This window comes from Exiguobacterium sp. s26, assembly GCF_018618235.1.
GTDB lineage: Bacteria > Bacillota > Bacilli > Exiguobacteriales > Exiguobacteriaceae > Exiguobacterium > Exiguobacterium chiriqhucha.
This window is the reverse complement of record NZ_JACSLS010000008.1, coordinates 54,090-72,012: the sequence shown is the minus strand read 5'-3', so window position 1 is coordinate 72,012 and position 17,923 is coordinate 54,090. Positions and strand designations below refer to the sequence as shown.

The window sequence follows — 17,923 nt, the reverse complement described above, 5'->3', positions numbered from 1 at the left end:
GACCATCATGGTCTGCGCAGTTTTTGGATTACAAATGTTTTTGACTGACGTGCTGACGGATGGCGGCCTCATCGAGAGGACGTTTGGCGACGCCGGTCTCGACGGCGGCTTTGGCGACCGCGACCGCCACGGCCGGTGCGATTCGTTCATCGAATGGGCTCGGGATGACGACACCGTTCGCCAAATCTTCTTCGGTCAATAAATCGGCAATCGCGTGGACGGCCGCTTCCTTCATCTCCTCATTGATTTCGCTGGCGCGAACGTCAAGTGCGCCCCGGAAAATACCTGGGAAGGCGAGGACGTTGTTCACTTGGTTGGCGAAATCGGAACGGCCGGTCGCGACGACACGCGCCCCGGCTTTTGTCGCGAGGTCTGGCATAATCTCCGGAATCGGGTTCGCCAGAGCGAAGATGATTGGATCGACGGCCATCGAGCGGACCATGTCTTCCGTGACGGCCCCGGCCGCCGAGACACCGATAAAGACGTCGGCACCTTGAAGCACGTCGGCGAGCAATCCTTCGTGTTGCTTCCGATTCGTCGCTTTGGCGATTTGATCTTTGAACGGGTTCATCCCTTCGACGCGTCCTTCGTAAATCGCGCCTTTCGTATCACAGATGACGAGGTCCTCGACACCGAAACGCTTCAACAGTTTGGCGATGGCGATGCCCGCGGCCCCGGCACCGTTCATGACGACACGGAGTTCAGGCATCGTTTTATCGACGAGGCGCAACGCGTTGACGAGACCGGCCAAAACGACGATGGCTGTCCCGTGCTGGTCGTCATGGAAGACAGGAATCGGGAGCGATTGTTTCAAACGGGCTTCGATTTCAAAACACTCGGGTGCTTTAATGTCTTCTAAGTTGACGGCACCAAACGTCGGTGCGAGCAGTTCGACCGTCCGGACGATTTCATCGACGTTGTGCGTGTCGAGACAGATGGGAAACGCATCGACGCCAGCGAAGCTTTTGAACAAGACGGCTTTTCCTTCCATGACCGGCAGTGCGGCTTCTGGACCGATATTGCCGAGACCGAGCACGGCGCTCCCGTCCGAGACAACGGCGACCGTGTTGGCGCGGAGCGTGTAGTCATACGACAACTCTTTATCCTCGGCGATGCGACGGCACGGTTCGGCGACGCCAGGCGAATAGGCGAGGCTGAGTGCTTCTTTCGTGTCGACGTCGACTTTCGGTGTCGTTTCCAATTTTCCGTGATGGAAGGCATGCATCTCGAGTGCGCGTTCGTTCAATGTTTTCATAAGTCTCTCCCTATAATTAGCGATTTTAATCTGTGACAATACGAGTCCATTGTAACGGAGAAACCGCTTACTTTCGAGGGTTTTACCTGCATTTGGGCGAACTATTTCTGAACGGTTGTTCACAAATGTCGGATTGCTGATAGGACTTGGTGCTAGGTCAGGAAGGTCAAAAAAGGAGCCACAGTTTTTCTGTGACTCCTTTCGTAGATTAAGCTTTCGTTTTTCGTTTCTTCTTCTCGGCGAGACGAGCCACTTCCGCTTGTCGTTTTTCGGCGTAGCGGAGTTCACGCTCGAGCTTGACGAAGCTTTGATAGCGCTTCGCGTCGAGCATCCCGGTTTCAATCGCCTTGCGGACCGCACAACCGGGTTCGGTCTGGTGTGAACAGTCCCGGAACCGACACGCCTCGGCGAGCGCCTCGATATCCCGAAACGTATCGTCGAGGTGATCGGCCCCGTCCCAAAGGCCAAATTCACGCATCCCCGGTGTATCGATGACGAACAAATCGTCAATCTGGAACAGTTCGCGATGCGTCGTCGTATGCTTGCCGCGTTCATCGCTCTCGCGGACGGCCTGTGTCTCGGCGACGGTCGTCCCGGCGAGCGCGTTCGTCAGCGTCGATTTCCCGACACCGGACGAGCCGACGAGCACGATGGTGCTTCCGCTCGGCAGTGCGGCTCGCAACGCTTCGACGCCGTCACCAGTGACTGAACTGACAGGGAAGACGTCGACCCCAGGCACTGTCAACGTAAGTTCGTCGACGAGTGCATCTGCGTTGTCGACTTGGTCCGATTTCGTCAAGACGATGAACGGCGTGGCGCCAGTTTCCCACGCGGCGAGCGAGTAACGCTCGAGCCGACGCAGATTGAAATCGTGTCCGCACGCCATCGTGATTAAGATAAAGTCGACGTTCGCACAGATCAGCTGTTCGCGCGTCTCGTTGCCGGCGGCTGCCCGTGATAGGACAGTGCGCCGTTCAAGGAGACGTCGAATTACGCCTTGACCGTGTTCGCGAACGGTGAACTCGACGAAGTCACCGATGACCGGATAGTCGCGCTCGCTTTCAGCCTCATGTCGGAATTTCCCGGTGACGCTGCACGTGTAGGCTGCATTTTCGGTCGTGACCGTGTACATATGTTGGAACTGTGCCGTGACACGCCCCGTTGTGATTGTTGCTTGATTCAAATAGAATCCTCCTCTTAGTGATGGAGGACAGTCGCCCTCCGATTGGCTGACAAGGTGTATACTGCGTTGAATACGGTGCTCATAAAACATCATCCTTTCATTGTTCGATGCCTTTAGTATAGCACAGGATTTGAGAACGCTATCATCTCAGTCTATAGACCGAGGGAAAACGGGCCTTGCGCTCGTCGCGCTATAAAAAATAACGTATTATGATAAGAGTGTACTTAACGAGGAGGGATGATAGATGAATCGCCAGGTGAAACAAGTGTTGTTCATCGTGGCCGCGATCTCTTTAGTTCTCGTTCTAATCGGCTTTTTACCGAATATGATCATGTTCGGTTTGGGGGCGCTCTTAGCACTGTGGGCTGGAGTCAGATTCATGGCCGTGACACATGTCGGCGCAAAAATCGGTTACGGCGCGCTTGCCGTGATCGGGATCATCACAATTTTATCGAATATTTGGGCGTTAATCGGGATTGTGGTGGCATGGGTATTGTTTAAAGGGTATATGATGTATGCCAACCAAAAACAAGACGTCGAGATTTTGAATGCGGACGGCTCGCGTGCGAACCGGAGCAGCTTTCAATCGTTTGATCAAGTGTGGCAGAAGTTTGTAAACCGTCGCTAAGCTTCACAAGGAGGATATTATGATGAAAACACCATTTGACCAGTTTCGTGATTTAGCTAACGAGTTGACGAAAGAATTGTCGAAAGAGATGAAGAAGTTCCAAGATAAAGAGGGTCCACGTTCGGCACCGCGTTCGAGCGGGGAGGCCGAGTTGAACCGCCACATCCGTGGTGCTGAAAAAGAAGCGATGTCCGTCGAACGTCTCGTCGAACGTCAAAAAGCGCTCCTCGATGAGCTGGCGACAAAACGTGATGACGCTAAACTGATGGCGGATAAGCGTTACGAGCAGACCGAGCTCGCCAAACAAGCGGGCGAAGAAAAACTCGCGGAGCGGGCCGCACTCGAGTCGAAGCATTACGGTGAGCAGTATCGTTACTTTGAAGGGTTGCTCGACGAAGGAGCGCGTGAACTCGACGCCCTCGAGCGCCGTGCCCTCGAGATGCGACTGAAACTCGATGAGATGCAAAACAAACGCTATGAGTTCGCGATGCGAGAAAACCTGGATTTATTGAAAGGTGCGCTCGATCAAATCTTCGGAGCGGAGACGTCGAAGACTCATCCGTTCACGGAAGAAGAGAAGAAGCAAGAACCGGCCGCTGAAGAGAAAATCGATGCAGCGGATGAAGATGATTTCGAAGCAAAACTAAAAGAACTTGAGCGTCGTTTCAAACAAGACTGACGCAACGGTTCAGCGATGGTCCGGCGAATGAGTTGGGCCATCGCTTCTTTGCTTCATTGTACATACTGTCAGAGAGGGGGAAGCAACGTGGAACGTTGGAACACACGCCAAATCATCGGATTCATGATTATTTTGTTTGCCATTGGACTATTTATCGATATCGTGACGGGTGGAAACAGCGTCCTCTTCAGCATGGTCGTCCCGTTATTGTTACTTTATATCGGACGACGGTTCAGCCGCAAAGGCAATCAGCCGGTCAGCTATATCTTTTACGGGATTGGCGGCATCATGCTCGTCGGACTCATCTTTTCGTCGGCGGCATTTGGTTTCGTGCTGTCGGGTCTATTGCTCATGTTCGGTTATCGGCTGTATAAAAACCGTCCGCTCGAATCGAGCCGATTCAAGTCGCATATCCGTCAAGAACAGGCGTTTACGTTCGGGACGAAAGAAAGTGGTCACTACGTGCTCCAAGACACGAATGAATTTTTCTTGTTGCGTGACGTTGAACTCGACTTGTCGCGCGCGATTATTCCGGAAGGAGAGACGTTCTTACTGTTGAATGGGCTCGCCGGGGATATCCGGATTCTCATTCCGGCCGGTTACGATTACTCGATTGACGCCTCGATCGGGTTCGGCAAGATTCAAGTCGACGAATCGAATTATTCGCCCGTGTTCAATCGTCGCTTTTATACGGCATCGGACGATTACGCGTCAGCGACGCGAAAAGTCCGGATTCATATCGTGCTCATGAGCGGAAGTGTCGAGGTGATGACTGTATGAAGAAGGACTCGTATCCAAGGACCGTTGTCTGGCATCAACTGTTCAGTAGCCTCTTGACGGCACTGTTCGTCACGATTGCATTTTTAATAGGTGACTCGACTTCACTCCGAGATTTGTTCACACGTGAAGAAGGGTTGCCTTTCGGTGTGTCTATCCTCGTCATCGCCGTCTTGATCGGCAGCGTGTTCGGGGTCGGTTCGTACTTTTATTTGCGCCGTGACTTCCGGGAAGTGGCGATTGCCTTATGGAAGCTCGAGAATCAAAAAGAAATCACGTTCCGTCCGCTGTCGCCTTATCGCGATACACTCGAACGGATTGCACGCATCTCGAAACAGCGCGCAGAAATGGTCGAGATGGCGAAACGGGTCGGTGACCGGCCTGTCAGTGTCGAGGAAGCGCGCAGTGAAGCCGTCGTTGAGGAGCGGCGCCGTGTCGCCCGAGAGTTACATGACTCGGTCAGTCAGCAACTGTACGCCATCTCGATGATGACGACGGCAGCCAAGCAGACGATCGAGGCGAAGCCGGACGTGGCCGCCAAACAAATCGAACAAGTCGAAGTGATGGCGCAAACGGCTCAGGCCGAAATGCGCTCGCTCTTATTGCAACTTCGTCCCGTCGAACTTGAAGGGATGACGCTCAAGACGGGTATCGAGCGACTGTTAGAAGAGCTATCGCGCAAACAATCGACCGAACTCATCTGGCGCCTCGAAGAAGTCGAGTTGTCGCGTCACACCGAAAATGAACTGTTCCGCATCGTTCAAGAAGCAATCAGCAATACGCTTCGACATGCGAAAGCGAAGCGACTCGAAATCGAAATGCGGACCGTGCAACAAACGGTCATCTTAAAAATAAACGACGACGGCATCGGCTTTAATGTCGATGATACACAAGTCGCCTCATATGGCTTACAATCGATAAGAGAGAGGACGGCTGAGGTCGGCGGGACGTTACGACTCGTCAGTGTGCCCGGCGTCGGTACTCAGATTGAAGTGCGTGTGAAACAACAAGTGGAGGGGTTACAATGATTCGAGTCGTATTGATTGATGACCATGAGATGGTGCGGGCCGGAGTCTCGGCGTTCTTGTCGACGCAGCCTGACATCGAAGTCGTCGGAGAGGCATCGGACGGCGCGACTGGAGCGGAACTCGCGATCCAAGAAAAGCCGGATGTGGTCTTGATGGATTTAGTAATGGAACCTGTCGATGGGGTCGAGTCGACAAAACGGATCAAGGCGAGTTGGAAAGACGCTAAAATCTTGGTCGTGACGAGCTTCTTAGATGATGAAAAAGTGTATCCCGTCATCGAGGCCGGGGCGATGAGTTACGTCTTGAAGACGGCAAACGCCAATGAGATCGCTGATGCGATTCGTCAAACGGCAGCGGGCAATCCCGTCATGGCCGCCCAAGTGACGGGCAAGATGCTCGAGCGGCTCCGTCACCCGGAAAAGACGTTGCACGAGAGTCTAACGGCCCGGGAACGTGAGATTTTGCAGTTGATGGCAGAAGGAAAGTCGAACCAAGTCATCGCCGATGAACTATACATCTCGTTGAAGACGGTAAAGACGCACGTCTCCAACATTTTGACGAAGCTCGACGTCTATGACCGGACGCAAGCTGTCGTCTATGCATTTCAACATAACATCGTCAGTAAAGGGTGAACGGGATGCTTCCAACGATTGAAACGGAACGGCTCCGATTACGACAACTCGACGTGACCGACGCTGAACGGCTGTTTACCATCTTTTCAGACCCAAACGTCTTGCGCTACTACGGAATGGAACCTCACACGTCCATCGTGGAGACGCAACAGATGCTAGCCGGTATGCTCGAAGGGATTGAATCCGGTGCGGTGATGCGCTGGGGCATCGTGACGAAAGAGTCGTCCGACTTGATTGGAACGATTGGATTCCATAACCGAGCGCTGCGACATCGACGTGCCGAAGTCGGCTATGAAATTCACCCGAACTATTGGCGTCACGGATATGCGACCGAAGCGCTCCAGGCCGCGTTAACCTATGCCGCGCAGACAGGCGAGATGGAACGGGTCGGGGCCATCGTCTTCACCGAGAACGTCGCGTCGCAACAAATGCTCGAAAAGACCGGCTTCTCGCGGGAAGGGACGCTCCGTCACTATATGCGACAAGGCGACCGCGCGCACGATGTGCATGTATATGGCTATACGACAAACAAGGATCACGCCGACGCGTGATCCTTGTTTTCATTTCTTCTGTGCTTGAATTTGTTCATCAATCTCCGATAAATATTCCCAACGCTCCATCTTCGCATCGAGTGCTTCTTTCAACGCGGCAATATCGGCATACAGTTCATTCACTTTGCCGAGGTCGCTTCCGGCTATAGCGAGCCGAGCCTCCGCTGCTTCAATCTCAGATTCGAGCGATGCAATATCTTCCTCAATCGTTTCCCATTCCTTCTGCTCTTTGAAAGTGAATTTGACGACGTCGACTTTGACACGCTCTTTCTTTTCTTTCGATTCTTTCTTCACTTGTTGCTTCGTCTGTTCTTGGAGTGTGGCCAAGTAATCACTGTATTCGGCGTGATAGACGTTGATCGTCCCATCTTCGAAGGCGATAAGTTGCTCTGCAATCCGATCTAAGAAATAGCGATCGTGACTGACGGCGATGACCGTACCTGGGAACGACTCCAAGTAGTCCTCGAGGACAGACAGTGTCTCCGTATCTAGATCGTTCGTCGGTTCATCCAAAAACAGTACGTTCGGCTCGTCCATTAAAATCCGGAGCAAGACGAGGCGACGTTTCTCGCCACCTGATAGTTTGGCAATCGGTTTGTATTGCGCGTCCGGGGTGAACAGGAACCGTTCGAGCATCTGACTGGCCGTGATCGTCTCGCCGTCCGGCGTATAAATGACTTGGGCAATCCGTTCAATCTCATCGATGACGCGTCGCGATGTGTCCTCAAACTCGACTTGTTGCCCGTAATAGCCGAGATGGACCGTCTCGCCATGGACGACCGTCCCTTGCGTCGGCTGAAGGCGATGGGCGAGCAAGTTCATGAGCGTCGTCTTCCCGCTACCGTTTGGTCCGACGATGCCGTACCGCTCACGTCGTCCGAACAACCACGTGAAGTCTTGGATGAGCAACTTGTCGTCGTAGCCGAATGATAAGTTCTCGACTTCAATCACTTTTTTCCCGAGACGACGTGATCCGACGGACACTTCGAGCGCCTCATCCTCGGCGAGCGCCTCTTGGTGTTTCAAATCTTCGACGCGTTGGATGCGCGCCTTCTGTTTCGTCGTTCGGGCTTTGGCGCCACGGCGCAACCAGGCGAGCTCGCGGCGCAAGATGTTTTGGCGTTTCTGTTCCATCGAATGCGACCGGGCTTTTCGTTCGGCGCGTTTTTCAAGGAAGAGCTCATAGTTGCCGTCATAAAAATAACTTGTCCCGTCGGCGATTTCGAGAATGTGGTTCGTGACTCGATTCAAGAAATAGCGGTCGTGGGTGATGAGTAAGATGGCACCTCGATAATCGGCCAGAACCGTCTCGAGCCAAGCAATCGTATCGGCGTCGAGTTCGTTCGTCGGTTCATCGAGCAACAACAGGTCGGCTTCATCGAGCAGGGCGGCGGCCAAAGCGACCCGTTTCTGCTGTCCACCGGAGAGCGAACTGATTTCTGCCGTCACATCCGGAAGGCCGAGCCGGTTCAAAATCGATTTCAACTTGGCCTCTGTCTCCCAAGCGTCGGCTGCATCGACTGCTTGTTGGGCTTTCATGAAGCGTCCCAACCACTGTTCACTCGTCGGGTTTGCCTCGAGTGCTTGGCGGGCCAGTTCATATTGCTTCAACGCTTGAACGGATGGGGTGTCACTCGTGAACAAGGCGTCCAAAATCGTTTGACTCGGATCGAAATCGACCGTTTGCGTCAAATAGCGAATCCGATAGTCGTTCGGATGTTGCATCGAACCGCGGTCTGCCGTCTCGACGCCAGCGACGATTTTTAAAAACGTCGATTTTCCAGAGCCGTTGACTCCAATCACACCGATGCGATTGCCTGGATGAATCGTCATCGTGACGTCATCGAATAACACTTTATCTGCAAATTCTTTGTGGATACCTTCAATCGTTAATAAGCTCATGATTCTTCTCCTTCAACAACGCGGCGAATCCTCGTCTCCGCAAGCGCGGCGATTTCTTTGTTCGGGACGTCGGCCGGATCGATGACCGGTAAAAAGGTGACGTCGACCGTCCCAGGGGTGATACGATTTTTCGTTTCGAGCAAATGATGACTGCCTTTGATGGCAACCGGGACAATCTTGGCGCCACTTGATGTGGCGAGCGTCAGGCTGCCGGCTTTAAACTCTTTAATCGGCCCGCCTTTCGAGCGGGTGCCTTCCGGGAAGACGATAATCGATTGGCCGGATTGAATCGTCTTGACGCCGGAGCGGATGGCTTTAATCGACTGGCGGCGGTCGCTGCGGTCGATGAAGATACAACCCATTAGTTCCATCCAACGTGGGATGATTGGGAACTTTTGAACTTCGATTTTTGAGATGAACGCTTTCGGATGTTTTGTCGCCGTGATCATGATCGGGACATCGAAGTTCCCTTGGTGGTTCGCGACGTAGACGACCGGTTCATTCGGAATGTTCTCTTGGCCGTGAACGCGGACGCGAGCGCCGGCAATCCGGAGTAGAAAGCTTGCCCATGTATAGGCGACGGTTTGAACGTACGCGTAACGTTCGGGCGGCGTCAGCCGTTTCGCTTTCGGATAGAACGGAAGCGTCAGCGGTAAGACGGCAAAAAAGGTGATAAACCAGATGGCGGTGCGGATCATGAGTCATTCTCCTTTCAATCGTACAACTGTTAGTCTGGACACGAAGAAAGAGTCTTCTTCTCTAAGCGAGAATCCGACTCTTCGGCATGAATCCTTATTCCCAGAAGCGAGATTCGCTTTCCTCTTCTTCTTCCTCGAGTTCGAACGTGATTCGTTTATTCACCGGGTCCACGGCAAAGTAAGCCCCGTCTTGATCGATGCTCTTGAACTGCATGACGTGATCAGTGCCGATTTCGAGGGTGAGTCGAATCCGGTTGTCATCGTCGACGAGCAAGATGCCGTCTTCTTTCAGCCATAGCTCCATGACAGGTGAATAACGTAATAGCCATTCGTTCGATAAAGGGATTTCATTCATACGTGTTTGTGCCTCCTACGGGTTGAGTCCGTTTTGCTCTCTGTCTACAATAGAATAACAAAAGTGGAGGGTGAAGACGAGTGTTATGTAGAACGTTTACGTGTACTTGAATGCATACGTGCCACGATGCGTTTGATTTTTTTCTGGTTGCGGCGTTCAATCAATAAGACGTTCGTTTGTGCGACTAACTGTTTAAATGAAGATAAGCCCATGGCGAGCAATACGGCGAACAGGAATGTACCGATCGGGTCTTTGAAAAAACCGGTTTGGAGCGAGACGGACAAACCGACGACCGAAAGAATCGTGGTGAGAAAATAAAATAGCATGAGTGGCTCTCCCTTCCCAGATGATTCAATAGTAAAAGCCGAACGTTATGTTCGTTCGACAGCTGCACAAAAAATCCCTTTTTTTGTCGGAACAAAACAAAAAAACGCCTTCTGTCAGGAGAGGGCGTTTACTCTTGGACCATCGTGACGGATGAAGATACGTTTGTATCGACTCCGTTTGAGAAAATGAAGCTAAGTGAAGCGAGTAGCGCGAAGAAAGCAATCAATAAGCCTTTCATAAAGCGCTTCGCAAATGATCGAGATTGAACATCAAACATTTATTATCCCCCGTTCGGCCATGGCTGAAACCTAATTCGTTAAACAACACTTCCTTAATAATAACGTTTTCAAAATGTGGATACTAGATGGAAAATGCACGTTCACAAAATTGTCACAAAAGTTGAAATAAAGACGTTAGAATGCTCGCCAATCGGTCATATGCGTCTTCGTCTCTCGTTCACAATTTAGACACAATTAAGCGGAGCAATGAAATCGAACATGATATGATTAGGAACGTGTGTAGGTAGGTATACTGACAGTAATAGATGAAAAAGGATGTGGATTGTATGGCATTACGTGCAGGAGAAGTAGTAGACTTGGTCGCGGAACGTTCAGCTGATTTTGGAGTGTTTATCGGAAACGGTCGCGAAGAGGTACTCCTTCATCGAAAAGAACAAACAGAAGAAGTTGCGGTCGGACAGACGGTACGCGTCTTCCTTTATCACGACTCGGAAGGACGTCTCGCTTCGACGATGACGATTCCTAGTGTCACGTTCGATGACTATGAATGGTATGAAGTGACAGGGGTCCGGTATAACACGGGTGTGTTCGTCAATATCGGGATTCAAAAAGATGTACTCGTCTCATTAGATGATCTTCCTGAGAACCGGTCGTATTGGCCGAAAGAAGGAGACAAGCTATGCATTCGTCTCAAGTACGACCAAAAGAGCCGCCTCCTCGGCGAACCGGCTCATTATGCGTACTTGAACTTATTGGCGCGTCCCGCCAAAGAAGAGTGGGGCAACCAAGATGTGCAGGCAATCGTCGTCAATCGACGCGACGTCGGTGTGAACGTCTGGGTCGAGAACGAGTCGCTTGGCTTCCTACATGAAGCAGAGATGACACGTTGGCCGCGCCTCGGTGAGCAATTGACGGTGCGCGTGACACAAGTGAAGCAAGACGGGACGGTCCTCGTCTCAATGAAACCTCGGGCCTATGAGGCGATCGACCCGGATGCGGAAAGTATCCGTGCCTACATTGAAGAGCGCGGCGGCCAAATGCCTTACGGCGACAAGACGGCGCCGGATGTGATCGATCGTGAGTTCGGGATGAGTAAAGCAGCGTTCAAACGGGCGCTCGGGAAACTGCTGAAAGAAAAGCAAGTTGAAAAACTCGACAATGGCTATAAATTGAAATAAGATAACTCATGTCCAGGTGGCTATAAAAAGTTTTAGAATGTATTTCTTTCATTTTAGAAACAAATGCGTTATAGTAGTAAGAGTTGACTACGAGGAAACATTGTAAAAACGTCTGTAGAACTAAACCTCAGACGTTTTTTGTATGAAAAAAGGAGAATATAATTTGACAAAATTCCAAGATTTACAGTTAAGTGAAGTATTAGTAAAAGGTGTACTCAAAATGGGCTTCGAAGAAGCTACACCGATCCAAGCTGAGACAATTCCTGTCGCACTCACAGGAGTGGACGTATTAGGTCAAGCGCAAACAGGTACAGGGAAAACAGCAGCTTTCGGTATTCCGACAATTGAGCGAATCGACACAAAGGCACGTCAAGTCCAAGCACTTGTTCTTGCACCGACACGTGAACTTGCGATTCAAGTTGCAGAAGAATTGAACAAAATTGGTGAATCGAAGCGCGTTTACGCACTTCCAGTATATGGTGGTCAACAAATCGACCGCCAAATCCGTGGTTTGAAAAAGAACCCACAAATCGTCGTTGCGACACCTGGACGTCTCATGGACCACATGAAACGCAAGACGATCAAACTCGACGAGATCCAAACAGTGATCTTGGATGAGGCAGATGAAATGCTCAACATGGGCTTCGTTGAAGATATCGAGATGATTTTGAAAGGCCTTCCGGCTGAACGTCAAACGCTTCTCTTCTCTGCAACAATGCCACCACAAATCAAGAAGATTGCTGAGCGCTTCATGAAGTCGCCGACAATCATCAAAGTCAAAGCGAAGGAAATGACAGTTGAGAACATCAACCAACAATTCCTCGAATTGCGCGAAGGCCAAAAATTCGATACGCTTTGCCGTTTGATCGACATCGACTCACCAGAACTCAGCATCATCTTCGCTCGTACGAAGAAACGTGTTGACGAAGTGACAGAAGCACTGATCAAACGTGGTTACACGGCTGATGGTCTTCACGGTGACTTAACGCAATCAAAACGTGACCAAGTCATTCGTCGCTTCAAAAACAGCACGATTGACATCTTGGTCGCAACAGACGTAGCGGCACGTGGTCTTGATATCACAGGCGTTACACACGTTTACAACTTTGACGTCCCACAAGACCCGGAAAGCTACGTGCACCGTATCGGACGTACAGGCCGTGCTGGTAAAACAGGTACAGCTCTTACGTTCATCACGCCACGTGAATTCGGTCAAGTCAAAGCAATCGAACGCGTAACAAACAAGAAGATGAACCGTCGTCACGTTCCGACAATCGCAGAAGTGCTTGAGGGCAACCAAAAGCAATCGGCTGAAGATTTGATCGAACGTGTACAAGCGGGCGACTTCAAAGCTTACACGCAACTTGCGACTGAGCTTCTTGAAGAATACGAAGCAGTCGAGCTTCTCGCAGCGGCACTTCGTGGATTGACGAAAGAGCCAGATTCAACTCCGGTTGAAATCTCGTATGCAGAACCAGTTCGCGTCAAACGTCAAGGTGGACGCAACGACCGTGGTGGATACCGTGGAAATCGCAGTGGCGGCGGCGAACGTCGTGGCGGCGGTGACCGTGGTGGACGTAGCGGTGGCGGCGGTGGATACCGTGGCAAACGCACGGGTGGAGAAGACCGTCGTCGTTCAGACGACCGTGGCCCACGCCGTCCGCGTGACTAATCAATAACCCAAAACCGCATCTCCCTAAGTGGATTTGCGGTTTTTTTTTTGGTGTCATGCTACACTAAACGAGTAGAGACAGAAAAATGAGGTGTCAACGGATGATTGAACTAGGTTTTGGTCTCGTCATACTATTGGCGTGCGTCCTGGCTTTGAAACCGATTATAACGCGGACCGAGCGTCCGAATTTCCGATATATCCCGGTCGCCACGCTCCTGTTCGGCGCCATGATTTGGCTGGTGATGGCCATCGGCGTCGGTGGGAAGATGGGAATCGGGTACGGTGTAATGAGTATCGTATATTTCATTGCTTGTTTCGGTGCCTATATGTATGTGCATACACGAGCGAGCTGAGCCCAGCTCGCTTTCGTGTTTAGAAAAAAAGACGAGGTGATCAAGGTGGATGCAGTGGATGTGATGATGAACCCAGAGGAAGTCGAAGTGACATTTGAACCGATTCTCGGGGCTGCTACCTTTCAAGTAGAGGGGTATATGGTGCATGGGCAGTTCAGGGGCGAATCGCTCACCCCTTTCTTTTATGACGATGACGTTCCGCTGGAGTATCAGCTCGACATCGCTAAACGCATGGAGCGTCTTGCCGCCGAACAGTTGCGGGACGAAACGCAATTCGTCACGTTCCGATGTCGGTCAGAATGGATTCTCGATCAAGGCGGCGAGGCGTTTTTGGCCCCGCTGCGGGAGTTGAACTTCCCGCTCCATCGCATTTATGTGACACTTCAAGGGACTGACCTCGTCGACGTGTCACGTTTGTCACGAGTCGTCCAATATTATCGTTCGTCCGGTGTCAAAGTCGCGCTCGACTTCGCTGAGTCGACAAGCATTGAAGATATCATGACGGTGGCGCCTGAGATGCTACTCGTCGATTTGGCGACGATGGTCGAGAAGAAGACGTTATCGGTCACGTATCCGCAAATGCTTCAGACGATGGAATATATCGCTTCCCGTCTCGGGGCTCCGCTCTTGTACAAATCAATTGATCACCTCGGGCAGCTGCGTTATGCGTGGCGTCATGGCGGACGTTATTATATGGGTGGACTCCTGGGTCAAGGTGATGCGACACCGCCGCGCGAAGCGAAAGGCATGAGCGTCTTGACACAAGAAGTGCCGTCATTCTTCTTGCACGATCAAGAGCGGATCAAGCGATTGTATGAGCTTGAGTTCGAACTCCATAAACAAATTCACGACCTCGTCCAAAGCGGGAAGTGGTCGCGCGATAAAAAAGATGAATGGTTGCTCCATATTGCGCCGAAACTCGAAGGAACGTTCGTCCGCTACTATTTGACGGACCAAACCGGGTTCCAGACGAGCGCGAACGTCTATCAGGCGCAGTCAAATTGGACAGTCGACAATACGTATCGCGGCTATAACTGGAGTTTCCGGCCGTACTTCATTCGCACGATGGCGGCGATGGACGTGCGCGGACGAGGCTACTTGTCCGAGGATTATCGTGACTTCAGCTCGAACGAAGTGACACGGACGTTCAGTTATCCGTTACCGGATGGCATGTTCTTGTTTGCGGATTTATCAGAAGAGTTCTTATATCAAAATCGACTATTAGATTGAGAGGGAAAACGATGTTAGATTATGATTACGATGCATTGCGTGAGATTGGACGGATTGTCGCCTTGGCGCGCGACGAGATGGCGAAAGCGGTCAAACCGGGCATGACGACGAAACAGTTGGATGAGATTGGACAACGTATTTTGGAAGCGGAAGGGGCCGCCTCGGCCCCAATCACGATGTATGAGTTCCCGGGTTATACGTGTATCTCCATCAATGAAGTCGCAGCCCATGGGATTCCAGGTGACCTCGTCATCCAAGACGGCGACGTGGTCAACGTCGACGTCTCGGCCGTGAAGGATGGTTACTATGCCGACACTGGGCGTACGGTCATCGCGGGCACACCGAAATCGGCTAAACACGAGCGTTTGGTCGAAGTGTCATTGACCTCGCTCGAAGCGGGTCTCAGCAAAGTGAAGGCGGGCGTCAAGGTCAACCAAATCGGCAAGGCGATTTATGCCGATGCCCGGAAGAACGGCTTCACGGTCATCCGCAACTTAGCGGGCCATGGTCTTGGGCGCACCCTTCATGGGGAGCCGGAGACGATCTCGAACTATTATAGTCGTGAAGAGAACGACATTTTGAAGGAAGGTCAAGTCATTGCCGTCGAGACATTCATCTCGACGCAAGACGAAATCGTCTATCAATCGGAAGAAGACGGCTGGTCGTTGTTCACCCCGAACAACAGCCTCGTCTCTCAATTCGAGCACACGGTCGTCGTCACGAAAGACGGCTATGAAGTGTTGACGGGCACATTCCGTTAACGATGAAAAAGCGGCAGACGCGAGGTCTGCCGCTTTTTTTGCGGAGTTTTTACAGGAGTCGAACTGTCTGTTCGCTCAGTTGCTCGATTGTCGTCCAATCCGGTGCGACCTGGTCGGGAAGCATCAACTGTCCGTTCTCGACCTCAAGCGGGGTATCGAGCAAATCGGTCTCGAAGTAAGCGCTCGTCCCGGCCATATCGGCCGGGTAGGCGGCTCCGCTCATTGAGGCGAATAAGAGCGTGTGATAACGGCCGATGGAGGACTCATACATACCACCAACCCAGTAGGGGGTGCCGCTATCGCGAATCGCGAGTGCCTCGCTCCAGCCGCCGACGCGGGCCGGTTTGATATTGACGATGCGACCGGCTCGAAGTCGATGCATCGTCGCCACGTCTTGAGCCGAACTGATCGATTCATCGAGACAAATCGGTGTGGTGAGCCGTGCCTGCAAGTCTGCTGTCTCGACCCAATGTGTGCTCGGATAAGGCTGCTCAATCATCAAGAGACGGTAGGTATCTAACGCCTCAAACCAGTCAAGCGGTTGCTCGGAGCCACTTCCGTTCAAATCAATCATGAGCGGGGCGTCCGGAAAATTGTTCCGAATTTCGCCGAGCGCAGGGAGTAGTTCATGCGGGGACGCTTTTAACTTGATCCGGTCGAATCCGGACGCGAGCGCAGACTCGATGGCGTTCAATGTTTGACTGAGCAGACCGATGCCAATGGTCCGGCCACAGGCCACGGTGTCGCCGGCTTGGACGTATTGTTTTAATGTCTGATTCGCGCGGGCCGCTTCCACCTCCCATAGAGCGCTTTCCCACATCGCTTTCGCCATCGGGTGGCCGATGATGGAGCTGACATGGGTACCGAACGAGGCGGCGGACAACGTCATTCCTTTCAACAGTTGGATAATTAAAGCGGACGTATCGATGACGGAGCGGACGGTCTCAGCCGTATACCATGGCGTCTCGAACGCGACACCTTCCCCGTAGCCGACAACACCGTCGACCGTCTCCAGACGGAGAATGACCGTCCGTCTCGTCGTCAACACGGCGTGGGCGGTGACAATCGGATGTTTGAACGTGAGGGGGACGATATACAGTTCAGCGCGACGAATCATGGTCAGCCTCCTTTAAGCGATGACGCATCAATTTACCGTTGGCGTTACGAGGCAACTCGTCGACGGCAATCCATGCTTTCGGATGTTTATAAGACGCCAGATGGTCGTGCAACAGCTGAATTGCCTCATCGAAATCGAACGTACCGACCGTGAAGGCGACAGGTATCGCTCCCCAAGTCGGGTCGGGACGACCGACGACCCCTACGTCTTGAATGCCCTGGCAACGCAATAACACGCTCTCGATTTCGGCTGGATAAATGTTCTCGCCGCCAGAGATAATCAAGTCACTGCGACGGTCATGGACGTACAAGTAACCATCCTTGATTGTGCCGAGATCACCGGTCTGCCAATAGCCGTCGGGCGTCCAGGCGTCGGCCTCTGGCTGTCTATAGTAACCAGGGGTCACCGTCGGTCCGTTCACTTCAATCTCCCCATCCGCATTGATACGGAGTTGGGTCGGCGCAATCGATTGACCGCTCGAACCGATGTGGGCGAGCGCCTCGGATGGCAAGAGCGTCGCGACTTGCGAACACGTCTCCGTCATTCCGTACGTCTGGGCGACCGGTAACTGCCGCCGCTCGGCTTCTTCGAGCAACGGGCGCGGTACGGGACCACCACCGACGAGCAGAAGTCGTAGCTGATGGCGGGAAAGACCTGCGTCGAGGAGACGCTGAAGCATGACGGCGACAAGCGAGATGTGGGTGATTCTTGCCGTCTCAATCAACTCGAGTGTCTGGACGACATCGAACCTCGGTTCGACGTATAATGTCGAACCGAAACGGGCGCTCCGATACACTTGGGCGAGTCCGCTCATATGGAAGAGTGGCGTGACGATGAGCATCCGATCACTCATCCCATATCCGAGGCGCGTCTTGGCCGCCTCGGCGCTCGCGATGTGATTGCCGAACGTCTGCTTTACGGCCTTGGCTCGACCGGTCGTGCCTGAGGTGAACATGAGCGACATGACTTCATCGTCTGCCCACTCGTGCGGTGTGGCGAGTGACGCCTCATCTCGTGACGTCAACGCGAATTGGGTGATCGACAGGTCAATCGGTTCATCGACGAGCAATACATCGATATCGGCCGTCTCGATTTGTCCTGCCAGTTCGCTCATCGTCAACCGTGTGTTGAGCGGAACGAGCACTTTTCCGAGTAACTGGATGGCATGGACAGCGATGACATAATCAGCGCTGTTCGCAGCGCGTAATCCGATATGGCGGGCTTCGGGTGCGACCCGTTCCAAGAAGTGGGCTAAACGGGCACTCTCCGCGCTTAACTCGGCCCAGGTCAAACTGACGGACGCGGTGACGAGTGCCATGGCGTCACGTCGATGTTGTGTCACATAACGATTCATCATC

Annotated in this window: 20 protein-coding genes; 11 read left to right on the top strand and 9 right to left on the bottom strand. The window is 52.4% G+C overall.

Annotated elements, in window-relative coordinates:
• Window positions 1-28: 28 nt before the first annotated feature.
• Together KNP82_RS12195 and rsgA are read right to left on the bottom strand one after the other, a co-directional pair.
• Complete coding sequence (locus KNP82_RS12195) at window positions 29-1,255, bottom strand: NAD(P)-dependent malic enzyme (protein ID WP_021067804.1); 1,227 nt, start codon at window positions 1,253-1,255, stop codon at window positions 29-31.
• Between the two features lie 208 nt (window positions 1,256-1,463).
• Window positions 1,464-2,438, bottom strand: coding sequence for a ribosome small subunit-dependent GTPase A (gene rsgA, locus KNP82_RS12190; protein WP_214828159.1), 975 nt, complete (start codon window positions 2,436-2,438; stop codon window positions 1,464-1,466).
• 244 nt (window positions 2,439-2,682) lie between these two features.
• On the opposite strand from rsgA, the gene KNP82_RS12185 reads away from it, so the two are divergent.
• From KNP82_RS12185 to KNP82_RS12160, 6 genes are all read left to right on the top strand, one after another.
• On the top strand, window positions 2,683-3,066 hold the full coding sequence (locus KNP82_RS12185) for a lmo0954 family membrane protein (protein WP_021067802.1): 384 nt from the start codon (window positions 2,683-2,685) through the stop codon (window positions 3,064-3,066).
• 22 nt (window positions 3,067-3,088) lie between these two features.
• Window positions 3,089-3,745 (top strand): PspA/IM30 family protein, encoded by a 657-nt coding sequence (locus tag KNP82_RS12180; protein ID WP_021067801.1) that lies wholly within the window; start codon window positions 3,089-3,091, stop codon window positions 3,743-3,745.
• Between the two features lie 87 nt (window positions 3,746-3,832).
• A complete protein-coding gene (gene liaF / locus KNP82_RS12175) occupies window positions 3,833-4,525 on the top strand; it encodes a cell wall-active antibiotics response protein LiaF (RefSeq protein ID WP_021067800.1) in 693 nt (230 codons plus the stop codon).
• Window positions 4,522-5,550, top strand: coding sequence for a sensor histidine kinase (locus KNP82_RS12170; protein WP_021067799.1), 1,029 nt, complete (start codon window positions 4,522-4,524; stop codon window positions 5,548-5,550). The genes liaF and KNP82_RS12170 overlap by 4 nt, the downstream gene beginning before the upstream one ends.
• Entirely contained in the window at window positions 5,547-6,182 is a 636-nt protein-coding gene (locus tag KNP82_RS12165) for a response regulator (RefSeq protein WP_021067798.1), read from the top strand. The genes KNP82_RS12170 and KNP82_RS12165 overlap by 4 nt, the downstream gene beginning before the upstream one ends.
• A gap of 5 nt (window positions 6,183-6,187) precedes the next feature.
• Window positions 6,188-6,733, top strand: coding sequence for a GNAT family N-acetyltransferase (locus KNP82_RS12160; protein ID WP_214828157.1), 546 nt, complete (start codon window positions 6,188-6,190; stop codon window positions 6,731-6,733).
• Between the two features lie 9 nt (window positions 6,734-6,742).
• Here KNP82_RS12160 and KNP82_RS12155 read toward each other — a convergent pair whose 3' ends face one another.
• From KNP82_RS12155 to KNP82_RS12135, 5 genes are all read right to left on the bottom strand, one after another.
• Window positions 6,743-8,635 (bottom strand): ABC-F family ATP-binding cassette domain-containing protein, encoded by a 1,893-nt coding sequence (locus tag KNP82_RS12155; RefSeq protein WP_214828155.1) that lies wholly within the window; start codon window positions 8,633-8,635, stop codon window positions 6,743-6,745.
• Window positions 8,632-9,333 carry a lysophospholipid acyltransferase family protein gene (locus KNP82_RS12150; RefSeq protein WP_214828153.1) on the bottom strand — a complete coding sequence of 234 codons (702 nt, stop codon included), beginning with the start codon at window positions 9,331-9,333 and terminating at the stop codon, window positions 8,632-8,634. Before KNP82_RS12150 ends, KNP82_RS12155 begins: the two co-directional genes overlap by 4 nt.
• Window positions 9,334-9,427: 94 nt before the next feature.
• Complete coding sequence (locus KNP82_RS12145; protein WP_029596043.1) at window positions 9,428-9,688, bottom strand: hypothetical protein; 261 nt, start codon at window positions 9,686-9,688, stop codon at window positions 9,428-9,430.
• An 83-nt stretch (window positions 9,689-9,771) separates the two neighbouring features.
• The gene (locus KNP82_RS12140; protein ID WP_021067793.1) at window positions 9,772-10,014 is read right to left on the bottom strand and encodes a hypothetical protein; all 243 of its coding nucleotides are present in this window, start codon (window positions 10,012-10,014) and stop codon (window positions 9,772-9,774) included.
• A gap of 128 nt (window positions 10,015-10,142) precedes the next feature.
• Window positions 10,143-10,292, bottom strand: a complete 150-nt coding sequence (locus KNP82_RS12135; RefSeq protein ID WP_021067792.1) for a hypothetical protein — start codon at window positions 10,290-10,292, stop codon at window positions 10,143-10,145.
• Between the two features lie 288 nt (window positions 10,293-10,580).
• Between KNP82_RS12135 and KNP82_RS12130 the strand changes: the two genes are divergently transcribed.
• From KNP82_RS12130 to map, 5 genes are all read left to right on the top strand, one after another.
• A complete protein-coding gene (locus tag KNP82_RS12130; RefSeq protein WP_029596042.1) occupies window positions 10,581-11,432 on the top strand; it encodes a CvfB family protein in 852 nt (283 codons plus the stop codon).
• Between the two features lie 163 nt (window positions 11,433-11,595).
• Complete coding sequence (cshA, locus tag KNP82_RS12125) at window positions 11,596-13,104, top strand: degradosome RNA helicase CshA (protein ID WP_198922701.1); 1,509 nt, start codon at window positions 11,596-11,598, stop codon at window positions 13,102-13,104.
• A gap of 101 nt (window positions 13,105-13,205) precedes the next feature.
• On the top strand, window positions 13,206-13,457 hold the full coding sequence (locus tag KNP82_RS12120) for a hypothetical protein (protein WP_021067789.1): 252 nt from the start codon (window positions 13,206-13,208) through the stop codon (window positions 13,455-13,457).
• A gap of 45 nt (window positions 13,458-13,502) precedes the next feature.
• Window positions 13,503-14,687, top strand: coding sequence for an EAL-associated domain-containing protein (locus KNP82_RS12115; RefSeq protein ID WP_029596040.1), 1,185 nt, complete (start codon window positions 13,503-13,505; stop codon window positions 14,685-14,687).
• 11 nt (window positions 14,688-14,698) lie between these two features.
• Entirely contained in the window at window positions 14,699-15,448 is a 750-nt protein-coding gene (map, locus tag KNP82_RS12110) for a type I methionyl aminopeptidase (protein WP_021067787.1), read from the top strand.
• Window positions 15,449-15,497: 49 nt separating this feature from the next.
• On the opposite strand, the gene menC is transcribed toward map, so the two are convergent.
• Both menC and menE read right to left on the bottom strand, forming a co-directional pair.
• Window positions 15,498-16,565, bottom strand: a complete 1,068-nt coding sequence (gene menC / locus KNP82_RS12105; protein ID WP_131472475.1) for an o-succinylbenzoate synthase — start codon at window positions 16,563-16,565, stop codon at window positions 15,498-15,500.
• Window positions 16,549-17,919, bottom strand: a complete 1,371-nt coding sequence (menE, locus tag KNP82_RS12100) for an o-succinylbenzoate--CoA ligase (RefSeq protein WP_214828151.1) — start codon at window positions 17,917-17,919, stop codon at window positions 16,549-16,551. Before menE ends, menC begins: the two co-directional genes overlap by 17 nt.
• Window positions 17,920-17,923: the final 4 nt, after the last annotated feature.